General features: G+C 73.7%; 18 protein-coding genes and 1 CRISPR repeat array. Of the genes, 13 read left to right on the forward strand and 5 right to left on the reverse strand.

Annotated elements, in window-relative coordinates; genetic code table 11:
* The first annotated feature begins 543 nt into the window (after positions 1 to 543).
* Positions 544 to 1,669: a CRISPR direct-repeat array (repeat unit 29 nt; unit sequence CTGCTCCCCGCGCACGCGGGGATGACCCC).
* Positions 1,670 to 1,800: 131 nt separating this feature from the next.
* From ACFY61_RS16765 to ACFY61_RS16775, 3 genes are all read right to left on the reverse strand, one after another.
* Positions 1,801 to 2,502 (reverse strand): gamma-glutamyl-gamma-aminobutyrate hydrolase family protein, encoded by a 702-nt coding sequence (locus ACFY61_RS16765; protein WP_389472460.1) that lies wholly within the window; start codon positions 2,500 to 2,502, stop codon positions 1,801 to 1,803.
* Positions 2,503 to 2,529: 27 nt separating this feature from the next.
* The gene (gene eat / locus ACFY61_RS16770; protein WP_389472462.1) at positions 2,530 to 3,987 is read right to left on the reverse strand and encodes an ethanolamine permease; all 1,458 of its coding nucleotides are present in this window, start codon (positions 3,985 to 3,987) and stop codon (positions 2,530 to 2,532) included.
* An 87-nt stretch (positions 3,988 to 4,074) separates the two neighbouring features.
* Positions 4,075 to 4,833 carry a FadR/GntR family transcriptional regulator gene (locus ACFY61_RS16775; protein ID WP_389472464.1) on the reverse strand — a complete coding sequence of 253 codons (759 nt, stop codon included), beginning with the start codon at positions 4,831 to 4,833 and terminating at the stop codon, positions 4,075 to 4,077.
* Between the two features lie 77 nt (positions 4,834 to 4,910).
* Between ACFY61_RS16775 and ACFY61_RS16780 the strand changes: the two genes are divergently transcribed.
* The 3 genes from ACFY61_RS16780 to ACFY61_RS16790 are packed head-to-tail and all read left to right on the forward strand — an operon-like array spanning position 4,911 to position 8,445.
* On the forward strand, positions 4,911 to 6,275 hold the full coding sequence (locus ACFY61_RS16780) for a glutamine synthetase family protein (RefSeq protein ID WP_389472467.1): 1,365 nt from the start codon (positions 4,911 to 4,913) through the stop codon (positions 6,273 to 6,275).
* Positions 6,276 to 6,283: 8 nt separating this feature from the next.
* Positions 6,284 to 7,648: an aldehyde dehydrogenase family protein gene (locus ACFY61_RS16785; RefSeq protein WP_389472470.1), complete on the forward strand. Its 1,365-nt coding sequence runs from the start codon at positions 6,284 to 6,286 to the stop codon at positions 7,646 to 7,648.
* Between the two features lie 5 nt (positions 7,649 to 7,653).
* Positions 7,654 to 8,445: a 3-oxoacyl-ACP reductase gene (locus ACFY61_RS16790; protein WP_389472472.1), complete on the forward strand. Its 792-nt coding sequence runs from the start codon at positions 7,654 to 7,656 to the stop codon at positions 8,443 to 8,445.
* 62 nt (positions 8,446 to 8,507) lie between these two features.
* Here the strand turns inward: ACFY61_RS16790 and ACFY61_RS16795 are convergent, their stop codons facing one another.
* Positions 8,508 to 9,722, reverse strand: coding sequence for an amino acid deaminase/aldolase (locus ACFY61_RS16795; protein WP_389472473.1), 1,215 nt, complete (start codon positions 9,720 to 9,722; stop codon positions 8,508 to 8,510).
* 144 nt (positions 9,723 to 9,866) lie between these two features.
* Between ACFY61_RS16795 and ACFY61_RS16800 the strand changes: the two genes are divergently transcribed.
* From ACFY61_RS16800 to ACFY61_RS16810, 3 genes are read left to right on the forward strand one after another with little or no spacing between them, the layout of a single operon-like run.
* Positions 9,867 to 10,826, forward strand: coding sequence for a hypothetical protein (locus tag ACFY61_RS16800; protein WP_389472476.1), 960 nt, complete (start codon positions 9,867 to 9,869; stop codon positions 10,824 to 10,826).
* Entirely contained in the window at positions 10,823 to 12,121 is a 1,299-nt protein-coding gene (gene mycP / locus ACFY61_RS16805) for a type VII secretion-associated serine protease mycosin (RefSeq protein ID WP_389472478.1), read from the forward strand. The genes ACFY61_RS16800 and mycP overlap by 4 nt, the downstream gene beginning before the upstream one ends.
* Before the next feature lie 12 nt (positions 12,122 to 12,133).
* Complete coding sequence (locus ACFY61_RS16810) at positions 12,134 to 12,874, forward strand: SseB family protein (RefSeq protein ID WP_389472480.1); 741 nt, start codon at positions 12,134 to 12,136, stop codon at positions 12,872 to 12,874.
* Between the two features lie 94 nt (positions 12,875 to 12,968).
* Here the strand turns inward: ACFY61_RS16810 and ACFY61_RS16815 are convergent, their stop codons facing one another.
* Positions 12,969 to 13,346 carry a DUF1844 domain-containing protein gene (locus tag ACFY61_RS16815; protein WP_389472483.1) on the reverse strand — a complete coding sequence of 126 codons (378 nt, stop codon included), beginning with the start codon at positions 13,344 to 13,346 and terminating at the stop codon, positions 12,969 to 12,971.
* Between the two features lie 334 nt (positions 13,347 to 13,680).
* Here ACFY61_RS16815 and infC point away from each other — a divergent pair, with 334 nt between their 5' ends.
* The 7 genes from infC to pheT all read left to right on the forward strand — a co-directional run bounded on the left by infC (position 13,681) and on the right by pheT (position 21,050).
* Positions 13,681 to 14,337, forward strand: coding sequence for a translation initiation factor IF-3 (gene infC / locus ACFY61_RS16820; RefSeq protein ID WP_389472486.1), 657 nt, complete (start codon positions 13,681 to 13,683; stop codon positions 14,335 to 14,337).
* A 104-nt stretch (positions 14,338 to 14,441) separates the two neighbouring features.
* The gene (rpmI, locus tag ACFY61_RS16825) at positions 14,442 to 14,636 is read left to right on the forward strand and encodes a 50S ribosomal protein L35 (RefSeq protein ID WP_030192941.1); all 195 of its coding nucleotides are present in this window, start codon (positions 14,442 to 14,444) and stop codon (positions 14,634 to 14,636) included.
* Positions 14,637 to 14,745: 109 nt separating this feature from the next.
* Positions 14,746 to 15,132: a 50S ribosomal protein L20 gene (gene rplT, locus ACFY61_RS16830; protein WP_226729448.1), complete on the forward strand. Its 387-nt coding sequence runs from the start codon at positions 14,746 to 14,748 to the stop codon at positions 15,130 to 15,132.
* A 100-nt stretch (positions 15,133 to 15,232) separates the two neighbouring features.
* Positions 15,233 to 16,090 carry a TrmH family RNA methyltransferase gene (locus tag ACFY61_RS16835; protein ID WP_389472490.1) on the forward strand — a complete coding sequence of 286 codons (858 nt, stop codon included), beginning with the start codon at positions 15,233 to 15,235 and terminating at the stop codon, positions 16,088 to 16,090.
* A gap of 55 nt (positions 16,091 to 16,145) precedes the next feature.
* A complete protein-coding gene (locus ACFY61_RS16840) occupies positions 16,146 to 17,249 on the forward strand; it encodes an ATP-binding protein (protein WP_389472493.1) in 1,104 nt (367 codons plus the stop codon).
* A gap of 145 nt (positions 17,250 to 17,394) precedes the next feature.
* On the forward strand, positions 17,395 to 18,522 hold the full coding sequence (gene pheS, locus ACFY61_RS16845; protein ID WP_389472496.1) for a phenylalanine--tRNA ligase subunit alpha: 1,128 nt from the start codon (positions 17,395 to 17,397) through the stop codon (positions 18,520 to 18,522).
* Entirely contained in the window at positions 18,522 to 21,050 is a 2,529-nt protein-coding gene (gene pheT / locus ACFY61_RS16850) for a phenylalanine--tRNA ligase subunit beta (protein WP_389472498.1), read from the forward strand. Before pheS ends, pheT begins: the two co-directional genes overlap by 1 nt.
* Positions 21,051 to 21,177: the final 127 nt, after the last annotated feature.

Here is a 21,177-nt window from a genome sequence, read left to right on the forward strand (position 1 = left end):
GCTGGACGCCGCGCTGGCGGAGGCGGGGGGTCTGGCGGCAGCGCCACAAATCACGCTTTACGTCCCGCACACCCCGACCCTCCACCCCCACCCCCCTCCCGCCGTACCCACCCCTCCCCAGCCGGGGGGCGAACCCAAGCACCCGTGCGGTTGCCGGGCCAGGGCCCTGGCTTCGAGTAGCAACAGGCCGACGAGTCGGGCCGACAGCGGCCGGCTGGGCGACGGGACTCCCACACGCCCCACGAACTGTCTGCCGTCCCGACACCGATCAAGCAGCCGTGGACGTTCGGCACCCGCCTACTCGTTGTCGGCACACCAGAGCGTCCGCCGCACGGGAGCTCTCGGTGATGGGGCGACCCGGTTCCTGCGATCAGATGTATGCGCAGGTGCCCGCGGGTTTCGGCCGGGCAGTGAATGTCGTGGGCATCCACGGCGGGAAGCCCAGTCGACCGAGGGGCAGTGGAAGAGATGCGCAGAATGCCCGAGTCCGTGAAAGTGAAGCGGAAGGGACCCAGCAGCCAGTAAAATCGCAGGTCACGCAGTCTGCTCCCCGCGCACGCGGGGATGACCCCGAATCCGGCAGCTGCCGGCGGGCCGCCTCCAGCTGCTCCCCGCGCACGCGGGGATGACCCCAACCACGCTCTGCTCCCCGGCCAGTTCGAAGCCTGCTCCCCGCGCACGCGGGGATGACCCCCGCGACGGCATCCCCCTGACGCCGCGAGACGACTGCTCCCCGCGCACGCGGGGATGACCCCAGCTACCAGGATGTGCAGCGCAAGCTGAAGGGCTGCTCCCCGCGCACGCGGGGATGACCCCCCACCTGGCCATTCCGTACCTGCGGCCGGCCGGCTGCTCCCCGCGCACGCGGGGATGACCCCTGCTGCCGCCCTCCCGGCGGCTCGCACCACAGCTGCTCCCCGCGCACGCGGGGATGACCCCGGTGGGCGCGAGGTAGAAGCGCATCTCACCGGCTGCTCCCCGCGCACGCGGGGATGACCCCCCGGCGCCGGAGCGTGAGGCGGCTGCCGCCTACTGCTCCCCGCGCACGCGGGGATGACCCCCTCGGGTCTGTCCCGTGCTCCACGGGCTAGAACTGCTCCCCGCGCACGCGGGGATGACCCCGCGGGGATCCCGTTCATCAGCCCCATCACGGGCTGCTCCCCGCGCACGCGGGGATGACCCCTGTACTTCGGTGCGGGTCCGGGCGCGACGGTTACTGCTCCCCGCGCACGCGGGGATGACCCCCGGCCGCAAGGTGCCGCAGTCCAAGTCGTAGCCTGCTCCCCGCGCACGCGGGGATGACCCCCCTCTTCCTGTACGAACCGGAAAGGGGGGATCTGCTCCCCGCGCACGCGGGGATGACCCCTGGGTGGTCGAGGCGATCCAGAATCGCCGCATCTGCTCCCCGTGCACGCGGGGATGACCCCCGGCGCGAGCACTCCGCGCAGATCATCGGCGTCTGCTCCCCGCGCTCGCGGGGATGACCCCGAGCTGTACCGCGGGGACGTCACCTACCGCTGCTCCCAGCGCAACGCGGGGATGACCCCCACACGCCACCGAACAGCAGGGCGCCGGCGGCCTGCTCCCCGCGCACGCGGGGATGACCCCGCGGACGAGGTCTCGGGGGCCGTAGCGGTCCACTGCTCCCCGCGCACGCGGGGATGGAGCCGACGCCTGGGGCCCCCATACCTGCAAGGACCGCAGGCCCGCGTGGGGCCACCAGCGACGCCAGTGGTTGAGGTGTGGGGTGGTGGGCGGAGCTCCGGCGGGTTGGGCGGGGCCCCGGGGCCTGGGGGCGGGTCAGCCGACTGGGGTGGGGACGGGGGACGCGGCGGTGACGAGGGCTGACATGACGCGGGTGTCGACGCCCCGCTCCGGGTGCCACTGGACGCCGAGCACCCAGGCGGCGCCGGGCAGCTCGACCGCCTCCACCGTGCCGTCCACCGCGTGCGCGGACGCCACGAGCCCCCGGCCGAGGCGGTCCACCGCCTGGTGGTGGTAGGTCGGCACCTGCGACTCCTCCGGGACCAGCGCCGCGTACCGCGTTCCCGGTACCGGCCGGACCGGGTGGTGGGACATGATGCCCGGCCCCGCCGAGTGCCCGTCGATGTGCTGGATGAGCGTGCCGCCCAGCGCCACGTTCAGCGCCTGCATGCCCCGGCAGATGCCGAGCAGCGGTGTGCCGGACTCCAGCGCCGCCCGGATCAGCGCCAGCTCCCAGGCGTCGCGCTCCGTTGCGGCCGGGCCCGTGCGGGGGTCGCGGGCGGCCCCGTAGTGCGCCGGGTCCACGTCGGGGCCGCCCGCGATGACCAGGCCGTCCACCCGGCTCAGCACCTCGCCGGCCGCCTCCGGTTCGTCCGGCGGCAGCAGGACCGCCGCGCCCCCGGACGCCTGGACCAGGCGGTGGTAGCCGGTGGGGGTGAGGACCGTGGGTACGTCCCACACGCCGTAGCGGGTGGACGCCTCCACGTAGGTGGTGATGCCGATGAGCGGCCTGGGCACGGTGGTTGCCTCCGTCGGGGTGGGGTGTCAGTCGCGGGTGAGTTCCGCCTCGGCCGCCGCCAGCGCCGCGAACTCCTCCTCGGGAGCCGAGGCCACCAGGTGGTGCCGACTGTAGAACGCGAAATAGGCGAGGGCCGCCGCGTACACGGCGAGTGCGATGAATGCCGCGTCCCTGTCCACCAGGAAGGTGGCGACCAGGGCCGACAGGGCGAGCACGAACGCCACCGAAGAGGTGGCCACGCCGCCGGGCGTGCGGTACGGGCGGGGCAGGCCGGGTTCCCGGCGCCGCAGGACGATGTGGGAGAGGGCCATCAGCGCGTACGAGATGGTCGCGCCGAAGACGGCGATGTTCAGCATCCGGGCGCCGTCGCCGGTGGCCGCCGCCAGGGCGAAACCGATCACGCCCGGGATGACCAGCCCCAGGTAGGGCGCCTTGCGGCGCGAGGTCAGGGAGAGGAAGCGGGGCAGGTAGCCGGCGCGGGACAGGGCGAAGAGCTGGCGGGAGCCCGCGTAGATCAGGGAGAAGAAGGAGGCCACCAGGCCGGCCAGGCCCGCGTAGTTGACGAAGCGGCTGAGGGCGGTGGGGCCGCCGTCCCCTTCGAGGGCGACGACCAGGGGGTTGCCGGCGGCCTTGACCGCGTCGGAGCCCTGGGCCCCGGTCGCGGCCAGGAAGGTGACGAGGGCGAGGAGCGTCAGGACGGCCATGGCGGTCGCGAGTGCCCTGGGGAGGGAGCGGACCGGGTCCTTGGCCTCCTCGGCGGCCAGCGGGACGCCCTCGACGCCGAGGAAGAACCACATGGCGAACGGGAAGGCGGCCCAGATGCCGAGCAGGCCGAAGGGCAGCCAGGAGGAGGAGCCGAAGGCGGTGGGGTCCACCGGGACGTCGTCCAGACGGGTGACGCTGAAATCGGTGAGCGCGCCCACCGCGAAGATGATCAGGGCGGCCACCGCGATGGCCGTCACGACCAGGGAGAACCGCAGGGCCTCGCCGACGCCCCAGAGGTGGATGCCGATGAAGACCGCGAAGCAGGCGAGGTAGACCGGCCAGCCGGAGGTCAGCCCGAACAGGCCCAGGGATTCGACGTAGTCGCCGATGAAGATGACGATGGCCGCGGGGGCCAGGACGTACTCGATGAGGATGGCCGTGCCGGTCAGGAAGCCGCCCCAGGGGCCGAGCGCGCGCCGGGCGAAGCCGTAGCCGCCGCCGGCGGTGGGCAGGATCGCCGAGAGTTCGGCGAGGGCGAAGACCAGGCAGGCGTACATGGTGCCCATGAGGACCGTGGCGATGGCCAGGCCGCCGAAGCCGCCCTCGGCCAGGCCGATGTTCCAGCCGGAGAAGTCGCCGGACACCACGTACGCGACGCCGAGGCCGGTGAGCAGCAGCCAGCCGGCGCTGCCGCGCCGCAGGGTGCGGCGCTCCAGGTAGGCGGATTCGGGGGAGGGGGCCGTGGGTACGGATGGCGGGGGTGCGGTGTCTTCGGCCATGTGCGCTCCTGCCTCAGGGCAATGGTTTTGCAGCGTACCTTTGCCGGAGGAGTGCGGGGTGCGCAAGACCCGTGCGTAAAAGGCGGGTTACGAAGTCCGCGCACCGAGGAAGCCGCGCAGCAGCGCCGCCGTGCCGCAGCAGTGCTCGCGCATGACCTCCCGCGCGGCCGCCGCGTCCTGGTCCAGGACCGCCGCCACCAGCGCGGTGTGCTGCTGCTGCGAGTGCTCCAGGTTGCGCACCAGCAGGGGGATGCAGTCCAGCAGGTCGTTGACGGTGGCCCGGACCGCCGCGTACTGGGCCGTCAGGGTGGCGGAACCGGCGAGTTCGCACAGGGCGAGGTGGAAGAGGGTGTCCTGGCGGCGGTAGTCGGCGAGCTGCGCGTCGTGGGTGGCCGCCAGCGCCGCGCGCAGCCGGTCGGCCTCCGGGGCGGTCAGCCCCTGCGAGGCGCACAGTCCGGCCGCGCCCACCTCCAGGACCTCCCGGAACCGCAGGACGTCGGCCAGGTCCACGGCGGAGACCCGGCGCCGCAGCTCCTCCTCGGCGCCGCCGGCGGGGGTGTCGGGCCGGGCGCGGACGAACGTGCCGCCGTACCGGCCGCGCCGTGCCTCCACCAGGCCCTGGTCCTGGAGTACCTTCAGCACCTCGCGGAGCGTGACCCGGCTGATGCCCATCCGTTCGGCCAACTCGCGTTCCGGCGGCAGCCGTTCCCCGGCGGGCACCAGCCCCAGCCGGACCACCTGCAGGATCTGTTCGAGGGCCTCCTCGAAACCGTTGCCCGCCCGGACCTGGCGCAGGACCGGGTTCAGCCTGCCGACCGCGTCGTCCCCGCCCGCCGTCCGTGTCATCTCGGCCCATCCCCTTCCCAAGCAATGGTTCTTTTCAATACCTTAGGCGCTCTCGGCTCACCGAAGGAGAGAATCCCGTGGTAGACCGCAAGCCGCCGCTCGCCCCCGAGGAGCTCCGTGCCCTCGTGGCGGACGGCGAGATCGACACCGTCGTCCTGGCCTTCCCCGACATGCAGGGACGGCTCCAGGGCAAGCGGTTCGCCGCCCAGTTCTTCCTCGACGAGGTCATGGAGCACGGCACCGAGGGCTGCAACTACCTCCTCGCCGTCGACACCGAGATGAACACCGTCGACGGGTACGAGATGTCGTCCTGGGACCGCGGTTACGGCGACTTCGCCATGCACGCCGACCTCGCCACCCTGCGCCGCACCCCCTGGAACGAGGCCACCGCGATGGTCCTCGCCGACCTCGCCTGGCACGACGGCACGCCCGTCGCCGCCGCCCCCCGCCAGATCCTGCGCCGCCAGCTGGAACGCCTCGCCGAACTCGGCTACACCGCCCAGGTCGGCACCGAGCTGGAGTTCATGGTGTTCCGCGACACCTACGAGCAGGCCTGGGACTCCGGCTACCGCCACCTGACCCCCGCCAACCAGTACAACACCGACTACTCCGTCCTCGGCACCGGCCGCGTCGAACCGCTGCTGCGCCGCATCCGCAACGAGATGCGGACCGCCGGCCTCACCGTCGAATCCGCCAAGGGCGAGTGCAACCTCGGGCAGCACGAGATCGCCTTCCGCTACGACGAGGCCCTCGTCACCTGCGACCAGCACTCCGTCTACAAGACCGGCGCCAAGGAGATCGCCGCCCAGGAGGGCCTCTCCCTCACCTTCATGGCCAAGTTCGACCAGCGCGAAGGCAACTCCTGCCACATCCACCTCTCGCTCACCGACGCCGACGGCCGCAACGTCATGGCGGGGGACGGCCCCGGAGGCATGTCGCAGGTGATGCGCCACTTCCTGGCCGGCCAGCTCGCCGCGCTGCGCGACTTCTCCCTTCTCTACGCCCCGAACATCAACTCGTACAAGCGTTTCCGCCCCGGATCCTTCGCCCCCACCGCCGTCGCCTGGGGAGCCGACAACCGCACCTGCGCACTCCGGGTGGTCGGCCACGGCCGCTCCATGCGCTTCGAGAACCGCCTCCCCGGCGGCGACGTCAACCCCTACCTGGCCGTCGCCGGCCTCGTCGCGGCCGGCCTGTACGGCATCGAGAACCGACTGGAACTCCCCGAGCCCTGCCCCGGCAACGCCTACGCCGGCGACTACGAGCACGTCCCCGCCACCCTCCGGGACGCCGCCGAACTCTGGGAGAACAGCGAGATCGCCAAGGCCGCCTTCGGCCCCGAAGTGGTCGCCCACTACCAGAACATGGCCCGCGTCGAACTCGACGCATACGACTCCGCGGTGACCGACTGGGAACTGCGCCGCTCCTTCGAACGACTGTGAGGAACCCCTTGTCCGACGCGCTGGAAGTCGTCAATCCGGCCACCGGTGAAACCGTCGCCCTCGTCCCGGCCGCCACACGGGACGACGTCGACACCGCCGTCGCACGGGCCACCCGGGCCCAGCGCTCCTGGGCCGCGGCCGCCCCCGCCGACCGCGCCCGCCTGCTCCGCCGCTTCGCCTCCGTGGTCGACGACCACATCGAGGAACTCGCCCGCCTGGAGGTCCGCCAGGCCGGGCACACCATCGGCAACGCCCGCTGGGAGGCCGGCAACGTCCGCGACCTCCTCGACTTCGCGGCCGGCGGCGTCGAACGGCTCTCCGGCCGCCAGATCCCCGTCCCCGGGGGCCTGGACGTCACCTTCCTCGAACCCCTCGGCGTCATCGGGGTCATCGCCCCCTGGAACTTCCCCATGCCCATCGCGGCCTGGGGGTTCGCCCCCGCCCTCGCCGCCGGCAACGCCGTCCTCCTCAAGCCCGCCGAGACCACCCCCCTCACCGCGCTGCGGCTCGCCGAACTCGCCCTCGAAGCCGGGATCCCCGAGCACCTCTTCCAGGTGCTCCCCGGCGAGGGACCGGTCGCCGGCGACGCCCTCGTGGAACACCCCGGCGTCGCGAAGATCGTCTTCACCGGCTCCACCCGGGTCGGCAAGCAGATCATGGCCAAGTGCGCGGACCGGGTGAAGCGCGTCACCCTCGAACTCGGCGGGAAGAGCCCCAACATCGTCTTCGCCGACTCCGACGTGGACGCCGCCGCCGCGGCCGCACCCATGTCCTTCCTCGACAACACCGGCCAGGACTGCTGCGCCCGCACCCGCATCCTCGTCCAGCGCTCCGTCCACGACCGCTTCCTCGAACTCCTCGCCGACGGCGTCCGCGGTGTCGTGGTCGGCGACCCGATGGACGAGAAGACGCAGATGGGCCCGCTCATCTCGGCCGCCCAGCTCGACCGCGTACGGTCCTACGTCCCCGACGACGCCACCGCCATCCGCGGCACCGCCCCCGACGGCCCCGGCTTCTGGTACCCGCCGACCGTCCTCACCGGCCTCGACCCCACCGCGCCCGCCGCCACCGAGGAGGTCTTCGGCCCCGTCGCCGTCGTCCTGCCCTTCGACGACGAGGAGGAGGCCGTACGGCTGGCCAACGCCACCGACTACGGACTCTCCGGCTCCGTCTGGACCCGCGACGTCGGCCGGGCGCTGCGCGTCTCCCGCGCCGTCGCCGCGGGCAACCTGTCCGTCAACTCCCACAGCAGCGTCCGCTACTGGACCCCCTTCGGGGGCTACAAGCAGTCGGGACTCGGCCGCGAGCTCGGCCCCGACGCCCTCACCGCGTTCACCGAGACCAAGAACGTCTTCATCAGCACGGAGGCCTGAACCACATGACCGACCGCACCGAAGAGACCGTCTGCCGACGCCTGGTCGGCCGCACCGCCGTCATCACCGGAGCCGGCAGCGGCATCGGCCTCGCCACCGCCCGCCGACTCGCCTCCGAAGGCGCCCGCGTCGTCTGCGGCGACATCGACGAGACGGCCGGCAAGGCCGCCGCCGAGGAAGTGGGCGGCACCTTCGTCAAGGTCGACGTCACCGACCCGGAAGAGGTGGAGGCGCTCTTCCGGACCGCCTTCGAGACCTACGGCTCCGTCGACATCGCCTTCAACAACGCCGGCATCAGCCCGCCCGACGACGACTCCATCCTCACCACCGGCCTGGAGGCCTGGAAGCGCGTCCAGGACGTCAACCTCACCTCCGTCTACCTCTGCTGCAAGGCGGCCCTGCCCTACATGCGGCGCCAGGGACGCGGCTCCATCATCAACACCGCCTCCTTCGTGGCGATCATGGGCGCCGCCACCTCCCAGATCTCCTACACCGCCTCCAAGGGCGGGGTCCTCGCCATGTCGCGGGAGCTCGGCGTGCAGTTCGCCCGCGAGGGCATCCGCGTCAACGCGCTCTGCCCCGGCCCCGTCAACACCCCGCTGCTCCAGGAGCTGTTCGCCAAGGACCCGGAGCGGGCCGCGCGCCGCCTCGTGCACATCCCCGTCGGCCGGTTCGCCGAGGCGGAGGAGATCGCCGCCGCCGTCGCCTTCCTCGCCAGCGACGACTCCTCGTTCGTCAACGCCACCGACTTCCTCGTCGACGGCGGCATCTCCGGCGCGTACGTCACACCCCTGTAGACCGCACCCCGCACGGGGACGGCCGGGCCCCGCGAGGAGCCCGGCCGTCCGGGGCCGCGCGCCTAGAGGAACGTGCGGCCCTCGCCCCGGTACGTCGGGACGGTCGCCGTCACCCGGTCTCCCTCGACCAGGTGCAGCTCGTCGAACCGCTCGCACAGCTCCCCGGCCTTCGCGTGCCGGAACCAGACCCGGTCGCCGATCCGCAGGTCGTCGGCCGGAGCGCCCAGCAGCGGCGTCTGCACCTCGCCCGCCCCCTCCTGCGGGTCGTACCGCAGCCCCCGCGGCAGGTACGGCTCCGGCAGCCGGTCCCGGCCCGCCGCACCCGACGCCGGATAACCGCCGCCCAGCACCGTCACCACGCCCACCCCCGGGCGGCGCACCACCGGCTGCGCGAACAGCGCCGCCGGACGCCCCCGGAACGAGGTGTAGTTGTCGAACAGACGCGGCAGGTACAGCCCCGAACCGGCGGCGATCTCCGTCACCGCCGCCTCCGCCGCGGTGTGCTGCACGCTCCCGGTCCCGCCGCCGTTGACGAACTCCAGGTCCGGGACCACCTCCCGGACCGCCGCCACCACCGCGGCCCGCCGCACCGCCAGCTCGCGGCGCGCGGCCCCCTGCATCGCCCGGATCGCCCGCGACCGAAGCGGCCGTCCCGCCGGCGCGTCCCCGACCCCCGCGACGTGCCCCTCGTACGCCATCAGCCCGACCACCCGGAAACCACCCCGGCGGCCCACCGCCCGCGCCAGCGCCGCCAGCTCCGCCGGCTCGCGCAGCGGGGACCGGCGGGCACCGACCCGGACCCGGCCGCCGAACAGCCGCAGCGCCGTGTCCAGCTCCAGGCAGACGCGGATCTCCTCACCGCCGCCGTCCCGGGCCCCGTCGATCAGCTCCAGCTGCGCCGGGTCGTCGACCATCACCGTCACCGCGCCCGCCAGCTTCGCGTCCGAGGCCAGCTCCGCGAAACCCCCGCGGTCGGCGGACGGATAAGCCAGCAGCACGTCCTCGAACCCCGACCGGGCCAGCCACAGCGACTCCGCGAGGGTGTACGACATGATCCCCGCGAACCCGGGACGCGCCAGCACCCGCTCCAGCAGCGCCCGGCAGCGCACCGACTTGCTGGCCACCCGCACCGGCTTCCCGCCCGCCCGCCGCACCAGGTCCGCCGCGTTCGCGTCGAACGCCTCCAGGTCCACGACGGCCAGCGGCGCGTCCAGATGGGCGGTGGCCCGGTCGTAGCGGGCCCGGTCGGCAGCGGGGGAGTGCGAGGCCGAAGTCATGGGCGCAGCTTGCCAGACCGGCCTACCAGTGGGTAGGGGTGATCGCGGACCGCCTTCCTCCACATCCCCGGACCCGGCCGGCCGCCGGGCGCCGTAGAGTACGGGCAGGCAGCCGCGGTACGGAACGGGGGGCGGAGCCGCAGCATGACGACGACCGACCCACACTCCGCGCCGCTGCCCGGCCCCTGGGCGCCCGAGCCGCAGGAGACGGGACCCGCGGCCACCACCGGAACGGCCGCCACCGGCCACACCCCCGCCGGCGCCGGGCCGCTCCCGGCCCCCGTCCCCAGCCGGCCCACCGCCTGCCCCGGCGCCGGACCCGTCCCGGCCCCCGTCCCCTCCCTGCCCACCGGCACGCCCACCGCGTACCCCGGCACCGGCGCCGGACCCGCCCTCCCCCGGCGCCGCAGCCCCCTCGGCGCGCTCCTGTGCGCCCTGCTCGGCACCGCCCTGCTCGCCACCGGCGGCCTCGTGGCCTGGCGCGACTGGCAGGAGGCGAACCGTCCGCCCTCCCCGGCGGAGCTCTACCGGGCGGCCGGCTCGCTCTGGCACCAGGCCCCCGTCGACACCCTCTTCCCCCCGGTCGTGCGGGCGGCCGGCGCCGGACCCGGCGGGTCCGACCGGGTCTGGACCCGCGTCGCCGTCGCCCCCGACGCCGGATGCCCCGACGCCCTCTCCCCGGAATGGCAGCGGGCGCTGTCCCCGGCCGGCTGCACCCGCGTCCTGCGCGCCACGTACACCGACGCCACCCGCAGCGCCCTTGTCTCGGCCGGTCTGGTCTTCCTCCCGCCCGACGCCGGGGCCGTGGACGCCCTGCGCGGCAAGCTGCCGGTGCCCAGCGGATACGGGCTCACAGACGGCCAGCGCGCCGCCTGGGCGGTGGCCGTGGCCAAGGAAGCCCCCGTCGTCGTGTACACGGTGTCCGCCTTCGCGGACGGCCGGGTGGTGCCCCAGGCCCGCCCCGCCCGGGACGCGATGAAGCCCGCCGACCAGAGCCCGCCCGCGCTGGCCGGGCTGGGCCACGCCGCCCAGTCCGTCGCCGACCGGCTCGAAGCAGCCCTCGCCGCCGAGGCCGCCCCCGCATCCCCGGAGCACCGCCCATGACCCCACCCGCAGCACGTCCGGCCGCGGACGCGCCGCCGCCGCGTGCCGCCCGGACCCCCCGGACCGCCCGCGCCGGTGCCCGCACCCGCGCCCGGGTGGCCGGCGCCCTCGGCGCGGCCGTCCTGCTGTCGGCAGCCCCGGCCGCTGCCGCCGCCCCGGTCGCTGCCGCCGCCCCGGCCGCGCCGTCCGCCCCGACCGCCCCGCCGGCCGGCGCCGACGGGATCCGCGACCGCCAGTGGGCGCTGCGAGCGCTGCGCGCCGAGGAGGCCTGGGGCACCACCCGGGGCGAGGGCGTCACCGTCGCCGTGCTCGACACCGGCGTGGACGCCGGCCATCCCGACCTCGAAGGGCAGGTGCTCGACGGCGTCGACCTCGTCGGCATGGGAGCCGGCCCCGGGGACGCCCGCTGGGCCAAGCACGGCACCGCCATGGCCGGGATCATCGCCGGCCACGGGCACGGCACCAACCGCCGCAGCGGTGTGATGGGCCTCGCCCCCGCCGCCCGGATCCTGCCCGTCCGCGTGATCCTGGAGGAGGGCGACCCGGGCCGCGACAAGGCCCGGCAGACCAAGGGCGGCGCCCTCGCCGAGGGCATCCGGTGGGCCACCGACCACGGCGCCCACGTCATCAACCTCTCCCTCGGCGACGACAGCGAGTCCGCCCACCACGAGGCCGCCGAGGACGAGGCCATCCAGTACGCCCTCGCCAAGGGCGTGGTGGTCGTCGCGTCGGCCGGCAACGGCGGCCACCGCGGCAACCCGGTGTCCTACCCGGCCGCCTACCCCGGCGTGATCGCCGTCACGGCCGTGGACCGCCGCGGCCGCCGGCCCTACTTCTCCACCCGCAACTGGTACGCCACCGTCTCCGCCCCCGGTCTCGACATCGTCATCGCCGACCCCAGCCGCAAGTACTACGAGAGCTTCGGCACCAGCGCCGCCGCCGCCTTCGTCTCCGGCGCGGTCGCACTGGTCCGCTCCGCCCACCCCGGCCTCTCGCCCGCCCAGGTCAAGAAGCTGCTGGAGGAGACCGCCACCTACGGACCGGCCGCCGGCCGCGACGACGCCCGCGGCCACGGCTGGGTCGACCCGGTCGCCGCCCTCCAGGCGGCCCGGTCCATGACCCCGGCCGCGCCGCTGCCCACCCCCGCCGGGTACCGCGCCCAGCACTTCGGACCCGGCCCGGAGCCGGTGCACGGCCGGGAGCCGCGGTACGTCCTGCCCGCCGCGGCCGCCGCCGGCGGGGGAGCCGTGCTGCTCGCCCTGGCGGCCGTACTGGGCCGCCGCCGGACCGGATAGGGTCGGGTAACTGTGGCGAACAAGAACATCCCGGACCCCGGTTTCTCCGACGACGACGGCTCCGCCGACCCCCGCCTGAGCGCGGCCCTGGCCGCCTGGGCGGAGGACCGGACCAGGGAACCCGAGGTGCTGGCCGCCCTCAGGGACGCCCGGCTGCTGGTCCCGGTGGTCGCCGTGCTCGGCGAGGTCGAGACCGACCCCGAGACCGGTCTGAAGCGCGAGAAGACCAGCGACATGGCCGTGCCCACCCTCGTCGCCGGCGACCGGCGCGCCCTGCCCGCCTTCACCTCGCTCGGCACGCTGGCCCGCTGGGACCCCGCCGCCCGGCCGGTCGCCGTCCCGCTGCACCAGGCCCTGCGCGCCGCCGCGCACGAGAAGGCCGACACCCTGGTGATCGACCTGGCCGGTCCGGTGGCCTACCCGCTGACCGGCCGCGCCCTGCTCGCCCTCGCGGAGGGCCGCACCGACACCGACCCGCTGGCCGACCCGGCCGTACGGGAAGCCGTACGGGCCGCCGTGGCCGCCGAGCCGACCGTGACGCGCGCCCACCTGCTGCCCGGCGGCGCCTCGGCCGACGGGGTCCTCGCCGTGGTCCTGGCCGACGGCGCCGACCCTGCGGCGGGCGGCGCCGGCGTGGCCCGGGCGCTGGCGGCGGACGAGACCCTGCGGGCCCGGCTGGTCCGCGGCCTGGAGCTGGCCCTGCTGCCGGCGACCGCCCCCGCGCCCCCGGGGGAACCCCTCTTCACGCGCTGAGGCCGCGGAGCCCCGCGGTCCGCGGAACGGCGAAGGGCCCGGGAACGGAGCGGAGCGTTCCCGGGCCCTTCGCGCAGGGTGGTGCGGCGGACGGTCAGGCGAAGACCGGGCCGGTGAACTTCTCGCCCGGGCCCTGGCCCGGCTCGTCGGGCACGATCGAGGCCTCGCGGAAGGCCAGCTGGAGCGACTTCAGGCCGTCGCGCAGCGGCGCGGCGTGGAAGGAGCTGATCTCGGTCGCGCTCGCGGTGACCAGGCCGGCCAGCGCGGTGATCAGCTTGCGGGCCTCGTCCAGGTCCTTGTGCTCGGAGTCCGGCTTGTCCAGGCCCAGGTTGACCGCGGCGGCGCTCAGCAGGTGCACCGCCACCGTGGTGATCACCTCGACCGCGGGCACCTCGGCGATGTCGCGGGTCAGGGTGTCGTAGTCGGGGGCCACGTCGGCCTCGGCGGGGGTGGGGGGCGTCGCGTCAGTCATGCCACTCACCTTAAGCGGTGGCGCGGATTAGCCTCCCCGGGGCATGGGTGCTAGCCTTGTGTGACGACCGGCCGGAGACGTATGTCCCCGGCCCACAAGTGGAGGCTCCGAACTCCCACCTGACCGCCCTCCGGGACGGCAGGTCATCCGGTCAGGCGGTATCCATCGTTCCGTACGGACGATGGAAAGCCGCCCGAGTCTGCGCCCCGCGGTCGACGCGGCGGTGCTCCGGTTGTGTTTGGAGCTCCCGCCTGTGTCCCGTCCGGGGCGTTTTTGCGTTCCGGTGCGGTGGTCCGTACGAAACAGACGTTGCACGACTGTCTGCCAGGCAGCCGTGTGGTGCTACCTAGGAGGATCCATCAGCGCCGAGCCCCGCATCAACGACCGGATTCGCGTTCCCGAGGTGCGACTTGTCGGTCCCAGCGGCGAGCAGGTCGGGATTGTTCCGCTTGCCAAGGCCCTGGAGCTTGCGCAGGAGTACGACCTCGACCTGGTCGAGGTGGCGGCGAACGCCCGTCCGCCCGTCTGCAAGCTCATGGACTACGGCAAGTTCAAGTACGAATCGGCCATGAAGGCCCGTGAGGCGCGCAAGAACCAGGCGCACACGGTCATCAAGGAGATGAAGCTCCGGCCGAAGATCGACCCGCACGACTACGACACCAAGAAGGGTCACGTCGTCCGGTTCCTCAAGCAGGGCGACAAGGTCAAGATCACGATCATGTTCCGTGGTCGCGAGCAGTCCCGGCCGGAGCTCGGCTACCGACTGCTGCAGCGTCTGGCGGAGGACGTCCAGGACCTCGGTTTCGTCGAGTCGAACCCGAAGCAGGACGGCCGCAACATGATCATGGTCCTGGGTCCGCACAAGAAGAAGACCGAGGCGATGGCCGAGGCCCGCGAGGCGCAGGCCGCCCGCAAGGCCGAGCGCCAGGGCCTGTCCGCGGACGACGCCCCCGCCGAGGGTGCGGCTCCCGAGACGCCTGCCGAGGCCTGATACCGGGGCAGCCCGTCCCGTATCAACCGACACAACTGACGCTCCCGTGCGCCGGTCCGGAAACGGGCCGGCGGGAGCGCCACCGACGAGGAGATAACGGCGCTATGCCGAAGAACAAGACCCACAGCGGTTCCAAGAAGCGCTTCAAGATCACCGGCTCCGGCAAGGTGCTCCGTGAGCGCGCCGGCAAGCGCCACCTGCTCGAGCACAAGTCGTCCAAGCTGACGCGTCGCCTCACCGGCAACGCCGAGATGGCCCCGGGCGACGCCGCGAAGATCAAGAAGCTTCTCGGCAAGTGAGGTCCCTCCGCTCCCCCGAGACGGGAGCGGGGCGAGACCTCTGGACCGGGACCCAATCGTTTTCGGGCCGTGTGAACACAACCACGGCCCCGCTACAAGGAGTTAACAAGTGGCACGCGTCAAGCGGGCAGTAAACGCCCACAAGAAGCGCCGGGCGATCCTCGAGGCGGCCTCCGGCTACCGCGGTCAGCGTTCGCGCCTGTACCGCAAGGCCAAGGAGCAGGTCACCCACTCGCTGGTCTACAACTACAACGACCGCAAGAAGCGCAAGGGCGACTTCCGTCAGCTGTGGATCCAGCGCATCAACGCCGCTGCCCGCCAGAACGGCATGACGTACAACCGCCTCATCCAGGGTCTGAAGGCCGCCAACATCGAGGTGGACCGCAAGATGCTGGCCGAGCTGGCCGTGAACGACGCCAACGCGTTCGCCGCCCTCGTCGAGGTCGCGCAGAAGGCCCTCCCGGCCGACGTCAACGCCCCGAAGGCCGCCGCGTAAGGCCTCGCCGGCCGCCCAGCGCGGCCGGCCCCTCGGACCCGCAGGCGATCCGCCTGCGGGTCCGAGTGCTTTCACCCCTCCCTGAGCACCGAAGGAACCCATGGGTACCCCCGCCGAGCCGATCTCCCCGCGATCCCCCCGGGTGGCCGCCGCCCGGCGCCTGGCGCGGCGCAACTTCCGCACCAAGGAGCGCCGGTTCATCGCCGAGGGTCCCCAGGCGGTGCGCGAGGCCGTGGAGCACCGCGGCACGGCCGGGCCGACCCTGATCGAGCTGTTCGCCACCGTCGAGGCCGCCGAGCGGTACGCCGACATCGTCGCCGCCGCACGCGCCGCCGGGGCCCGCGTCCACCACGCCTCCGACGAGGTGCTCGCCGAGGTCTCCCAGACGGTCACCCCGCAGGGCCTGGTCGGCGTCTGCCACTTCCTCGACTCCCCGTTCGAGGAGATCCTGGCGGCCCGGCCCCGCCTGGTCGCCGTGCTCGCACACGTCCGCGACCCCGGGAACGCCGGCACCGTACTGCGCTGCGCCGACGCGGCCGGCGCCGACGCCGTCATCCTCACCGACGCCTCCGTGGACCTCTACAACCCCAAGTCGGTACGGGCCTCCGTCGGCTCCCTCTTCCACCTGCCGGTGGCCGTCGGGGTGCCCGTGGAACGCGCCGTCGAGGGCCTGCGCGCGGCCGGCGTCCGGATCCTCGCCGCCGACGGGGCGGGCGAGCACGACCTCGACGCCGAGCTGGACGCCGGCACCATGGGCGGCCCGTCCGCCTGGGTCTTCGGCAACGAGGCCTGGGGCCTGCCGGAGGAGACCAGGGCGCTCGCCGACGCCGTCGTCCGGGTGCCGATCCACGGCAAGGCCGAGAGCCTCAACCTGGCCACCGCCGCCGCCGTCTGCCTGTACGCCTCCGCGCGTGCACAGCGGGCGTCCGGAGGGTGCCGCTCCGTGACCCCCAGCTAGTAGGGTGGCGGCCCGGGGCCCACTGCGTCCCCGAGGAGATGTGGGGTACGGGGACATGACCGTCGGTACGAACAGCGCTCCGCGGCCCGCGGGGCCCGCCGGGGCGCCGGAGGACCTCTGGTTCGGGCTCGACCCCGACGAACTGCCCGACGGGCTGGTCGTCGCCGACGAGACCGGGCACGTCGTCGGGTTCAACCGGGCCGCCGCCCGGATCACCGCCATCCGTCCCGGCGACGCCATCGGCGCCCGGATCGAGCGGGCCCTGCCCCTGGAGGACCTCGAGGGCCGCCGCTGGTGGACGCTGACCGACCCGTACGGCGGCCTCGCCACCCGCCGCGGTCAGCCCGAGCGGAACCTGCTGCTGCCCGGCGGCCGCGAGGTGCTGGTCTCCGCCCGGTACGTACGGGCCCGCCCGGCCGGCCCGGTGCACCGGCTCGTGATCAGCCTGCGCGGCACCGAGGCCCGCCGCCGCACCGAACGCAGCCACGCCGAACTGATCGCCACCGTGGCGCACGAGCTGCGCTCCCCGCTCACCTCCGTCAAGGGGTTCACGGCCACCCTGCTGGCCAAGTGGGAGCGGTTCACCGACGACCAGAAGCGGCTGATGCTGGAAACCGTGGACGCCGACGCCAACCGCGTCACCCGGCTCATCGCCGAGCTGCTGGACATCTCCCGGATCGACTCCGGGCGGCTGGAGGTGCGCCGCCAGCCGGTGGACCTCGCCACCGCCGTCGGCCGGCACGTCCAGGCGCTCACCGCCAACGGCCAGGAGCCCGAGCGGTTCCTGGTCCGCGTCTCCCGGCCGCTGCCCGACCTGTGGGCCGACCCCGACAAGATCGACCAGATCCTCGGCAACCTGCTCGAAAATGCGGTGCGGCACGGCGACGGAACGGTCACCATCGATGTCAGCCCGCACGAGAAGGGAACAGCCGTCACCGTGACCGACGAAGGCCCCGGCATCCCCGAGGAGTCCATGGGCCGCGTCTTCACCCGCTTCTGGCGGGGGAGCAAGCGCGGCGGCACCGGGCTGGGCCTGTACATCGTCAAGGGCATCGTGGAGGCCCACGGCGGCACCATCACGGTCGGCCGCGGCCCCGGCGGCGGCGCCGAGTTCCGATTTATCCTGCCCGTCGGCGCGCCGGCCTACCTCACGCAGTGACACCTGCGGAGCGTCTCGCCGGGCGGCCCACGGGCCCCTCCACCCCCAGCGGCCCTTAGACTCGTCCTTTGGCACCTTTGTGTCCTTGTGTCGAGCCCCGGGTCGAGCACGGACCACCAGCCAGCCATCGGAAGTACGGGAAGAGATGTCGGCACCGAACAAGTCGTACGACCCTGTCGAGGTCGAGGCACTGAAACCGGAAGAGATCGAGCGCATGCGGGACGAGGCGCTCGCCGCCTTCGCGGCCGCCGGCGACCTCGACGCACTGGCGCACGAGAAGACCGCCCACACCGGCGGCACCTCGCCGCTGGCCCTCGCCAACCGCGAGATCGGCGCGCTGCCGCCGCAGGCCAAGGCCGAGGCCGGCAAGCGGGTCGGCCAGGCACGCGGCGCGGTCAACAAGGCGTACGCGGAGCGCCTCGCGCAGCTCGAGGCCGAGCGCGACGAGCGGGTGCTGGTCGAGGAGGCGGTGGACGTCACGCTGCCGTACGACCGCGTCGCCGCCGGCGCCCGCCACCCCCTGACCACGCTGATGGACCGCATCGCGGACATCTTCGTCGCCATGGGCTACGAGGTCGCCGAGGGCCCCGAGGTCGAGGCGGAGTGGTTCAACTTCGACGCCCTCAACTTCACGCCCGACCACCCGGCGCGCCAGATGCAGGACACCTTCTTCGTCCGCGGCCCCGAGGGCGTCGAAGGCGACGAGTCCGGTGTCGTGCTGCGCACCCACACCTCCCCGGTGCAGGCCCGCTCCCTGCTCGACCGGGAGCCGCCCGTCTACATCGTCTGCCCCGGCCGCGTGTACCGGACCGACGAGCTGGACGCGACGCACACCCCGGTGTTCCACCAGGTCGAGCTGCTCGCCGTGGACAAGGGCCTGACCATGGCCGACCTCAAGGGCACCATGGACCACATGGTCGCCGAGCTGTTCGGCGAGGGCACCACCACCCGGCTGCGCCCCCACTTCTTCCCGTTCACCGAGCCGTCCGCCGAGATGGACATGCAGTGCTACGTGTGCCGCGGCGAGTCGGTGGGCAACCCGGACCGCCCGTGCCGCACCTGCTCCAGCGAGGGCTGGATCGAGCTCGGCGGCTGCGGCATGGTCAACCCCAAGGTGCTCACCGCCTGCGGTGTGGACCCCGAGGTCTACAGCGGGTTCGCCTTCGGGTTCGGAATCGAGCGGATGCTGATGTTCCGCCACAACGTCGAAGACATGCGAGACATGGTCGAGGGTGACATCCGGTTCACCCGGCCGTTCGGGATGGAGATCTGATGCGGGTCCCGCTTTCCTGGCTGCGGGAGTACGTCGACCTCCCCGCCGGCACCACCGGTCGCGACGTGGCCGCCAAGCTGGTCGACGCCGGCCTCGAGGTCGAGACCGTCGAGCAGCTCGGCGCCGGCCTCAAGGGCCCCCTCGTCGTCGGCAAGGTCCTCACCATCGAGGAGCTGGAGGGCTTCAAGAAGCCGATCCGCTTCTGCACCGTCGACGTCGGCCAGGCCAACGGCACCGGAGAACCGCAGGAGATCGTCTGCGGCGCCCGCAACTTCACACAGGGCGACAAGGTCGTCGTGGTCCTGCCCGGCGCCGTCCTGCCCGGCGACTTCGCGATCGCCTCGCGCAAGACGTACGGCAAGACCTCCCACGGCATGATCTGCTCCGGCGACGAGCTGGGCATGGGCGACGACGGCTCGGGCGGCATCATCGTGCTGCCGCCGGAGCACGAGGTGGGCACCGACGCGATCGAGCTCCTGGAGCTCGTCGACGAGGTCCTGCACATCGACGTCACCCCCGACCGCGGCTACTGCATGTCCCTGCGCGGCATCGCCCGCGAGGTCGCCACCGCCTACGGCCTGCCGCTGCGCGACCCGGCGCTGCTCGACGTGCCCGCCCCCAACTCCTACGGCTACCTGGTCAAGGTCGAGGACCCGGCCGGCTGCGACCGCTTCACCGCCCGCACCGTGACCGGCCTCGACCCCGACGCCCGGTCCCCGATCTGGCTCAAGCGCCGCCTGCAGAAGGCCGGCATGCGCCCGATCTCGCTGGCCGTCGACATCACCAACTACGTGATGCTGGAGCTCGGCCAGCCGCTGCACGCCTACGACCGGTCCCGGCTCACCGGCGCCATCGGCGTCCGCCGCGCCGAGCAGGGCGAGAAGCTCACCACCCTCGACGGCGTCGTGCGCACCCTCGACGCCGAGGACCTCGTGATCACCGACGACAACGGGCCCATCGGCCTCGCCGGGGTCATGGGCGGCGCCAACACCGAGATCGCCGACTCCCTCACCGACCCGGAGACCGGCGCCGTCACCGGCACCACCGACGTGGTGATCGAGGCGGCCCACTTCGACGCCGTGTCGATCTCCCGGACCGCCCGCCGGATGAAGCTGTCCTCCGAGGCCTCCAAGCGCTTCGAGCGCGGCGTCGACCCGCAGGCCGCCGCCGCCGCCGCGCAGCGCACCGTCGACCTGCTGGTGCTGCTCGCCGGAGCCACCGCCGACGCGGGCGTCACCGAGCTCACCGCCCCGGTCGCCCCGCGCACCGTCGCGATGCGCGCCGACCACCCGGACCGGGTCGCGGGCATGGCGTACGGCCGCGAGACCGTCGTCCGCCGCCTCCAGGAGATCGGCTGCGACGTCTACGGCCAGGACGAGCTCGTGGTGACCGTGCCCTCGTGGCGCCCCGACCTCGCCGAGCCCAACGACCTCGCCGAGGAGGTCATCCGGCTGGAGGGCTACGGCAACCTGCCCTCCACCCTGCCGCAGGTGCCCTCCGGCCGCGGGCTGACCCCGCGCCAGGTGCTGCACCGCCGCGTGGGCCGCGCCCTCGCCGGCGCCGGCTACGTGGAGGCGCTCAGCTACCCGTTCATCGGCGAGCAGGTCTTCGACCAGCTCCAGCTGCCCGAGCACGACGCCGCCCGGCGGGTGGTCAAGCTGGTCAACCCGCTCTCCGACGAGGAGCCGGCACTGCGCACCACGCTGCTGCCCGGCCTCCTCGGCGCGCTGCGCCGCAACGAGAGCCGCGGCAGCCACGACCTGGCCCTGTTCGAGACCGGCTCGGTCTTCCGGGCGGGCGCCGAGGCGGGCGTCGCGGTGCGGCTGCCCGTCGACCGCCGGCCCACCGACGAGGAGATCGCCTCGCTCGACGCCGCGCTCCCGGCGCAGCCGCGGTACGCCGCCGTCGTGCTGGCCGGCGCCCGCGAGCAGGCCGGCTGGTGGGGCAAGGGCCGCCCGTCCGACTGGGCGGACGCCGTCGAGGCCGCCCGCTCCCTGGCCCGCGAGGCCCGCGCCGAGCTGGTCGTCCGCAAGGGCCAGTACGGCCCCTGGCACCCGGGCCGGTGCGCCGAGCTCGTCGTCAGCCTGGACGGCGTGGAGACCGTGATCGGCCACGCCGGAGAGCTGCACCCGCGCGTCACCAAGGCGATGGGGCTGCCCGCCCGCACCTGCGCCATGGAGCTCGACCTGGACCGCCTGCACGCGGCCGGCGGGCAGGTCGAGACCGCGCCGCGGATCTCCTCCTTCCCGGTCGCCACCCAGGACGTCGCGCTGGTCGTCGACGAGTCCGTCCCGGCGGCCGCGGTGGAGGCCGCCCTCCGCAAGGGCGCGGGCGAACTCCTCGAATCGCTGCGGCTGTTCGACGTGTTCACCGGCGAGCAGCTGGGCGCGGGCAAGAAGTCCCTGGCGTACGCGCTGCGCTTCCGCGCGGCGGACCGCACGCTGACCGCCGAGGAGTCCACGGCCGCGCGTGACGCGGCGGTGGCGCTGGCCGCCGAGCGGACCGGGGCGGTGCTGCGCGGCGCGTGACGCCGGACAGCCCCACGGGGTCGAGGGCCGCACCCGGGTCACCGGATGCGGCCCTCACTCGTTCGGGTGAGATGCCCGGCGACCCGTGTCCGACGCGCCGCGCACTGGCCACAATCGTTCCCGGCCG

Origin of the sequence: Streptomyces sp. NPDC012888, from assembly GCF_042900645.1 — a bacterium.
GTDB lineage: Bacteria > Actinomycetota > Actinomycetes > Streptomycetales > Streptomycetaceae > Streptomyces.

Coding starts and splice junctions, on each gene's coding strand:
- eat (WP_389472462.1), bottom strand. CDS start 3,987: ATGGCCGAAGACACCGCACCCCCGCCATCCGTACCCACGGCCCCCTCC.
- ACFY61_RS16775 (WP_389472464.1), bottom strand. CDS start 4,833: ATGACACGGACGGCGGGCGGGGACGACGCGGTCGGCAGGCTGAACCCG.
- ACFY61_RS16790 (WP_389472472.1), top strand. CDS start 7,654: ATGACCGACCGCACCGAAGAGACCGTCTGCCGACGCCTGGTCGGCCGC.
- ACFY61_RS16795 (WP_389472473.1), bottom strand. CDS start 9,722: ATGACTTCGGCCTCGCACTCCCCCGCTGCCGACCGGGCCCGCTACGAC.
- ACFY61_RS16800 (WP_389472476.1), top strand. CDS start 9,867: ATGACGACGACCGACCCACACTCCGCGCCGCTGCCCGGCCCCTGGGCG.
- mycP (WP_389472478.1), top strand. CDS start 10,823: ATGACCCCACCCGCAGCACGTCCGGCCGCGGACGCGCCGCCGCCGCGT.
- ACFY61_RS16815 (WP_389472483.1), bottom strand. CDS start 13,346: ATGACTGACGCGACGCCCCCCACCCCCGCCGAGGCCGACGTGGCCCCC.
- rpmI (WP_030192941.1), top strand. CDS start 14,442: ATGCCGAAGAACAAGACCCACAGCGGTTCCAAGAAGCGCTTCAAGATC.
- ACFY61_RS16835 (WP_389472490.1), top strand. CDS start 15,233: ATGGGTACCCCCGCCGAGCCGATCTCCCCGCGATCCCCCCGGGTGGCC.
- ACFY61_RS16840 (WP_389472493.1), top strand. CDS start 16,146: ATGACCGTCGGTACGAACAGCGCTCCGCGGCCCGCGGGGCCCGCCGGG.
- pheS (WP_389472496.1), top strand. CDS start 17,395: ATGTCGGCACCGAACAAGTCGTACGACCCTGTCGAGGTCGAGGCACTG.
- pheT (WP_389472498.1), top strand. CDS start 18,522: ATGCGGGTCCCGCTTTCCTGGCTGCGGGAGTACGTCGACCTCCCCGCC.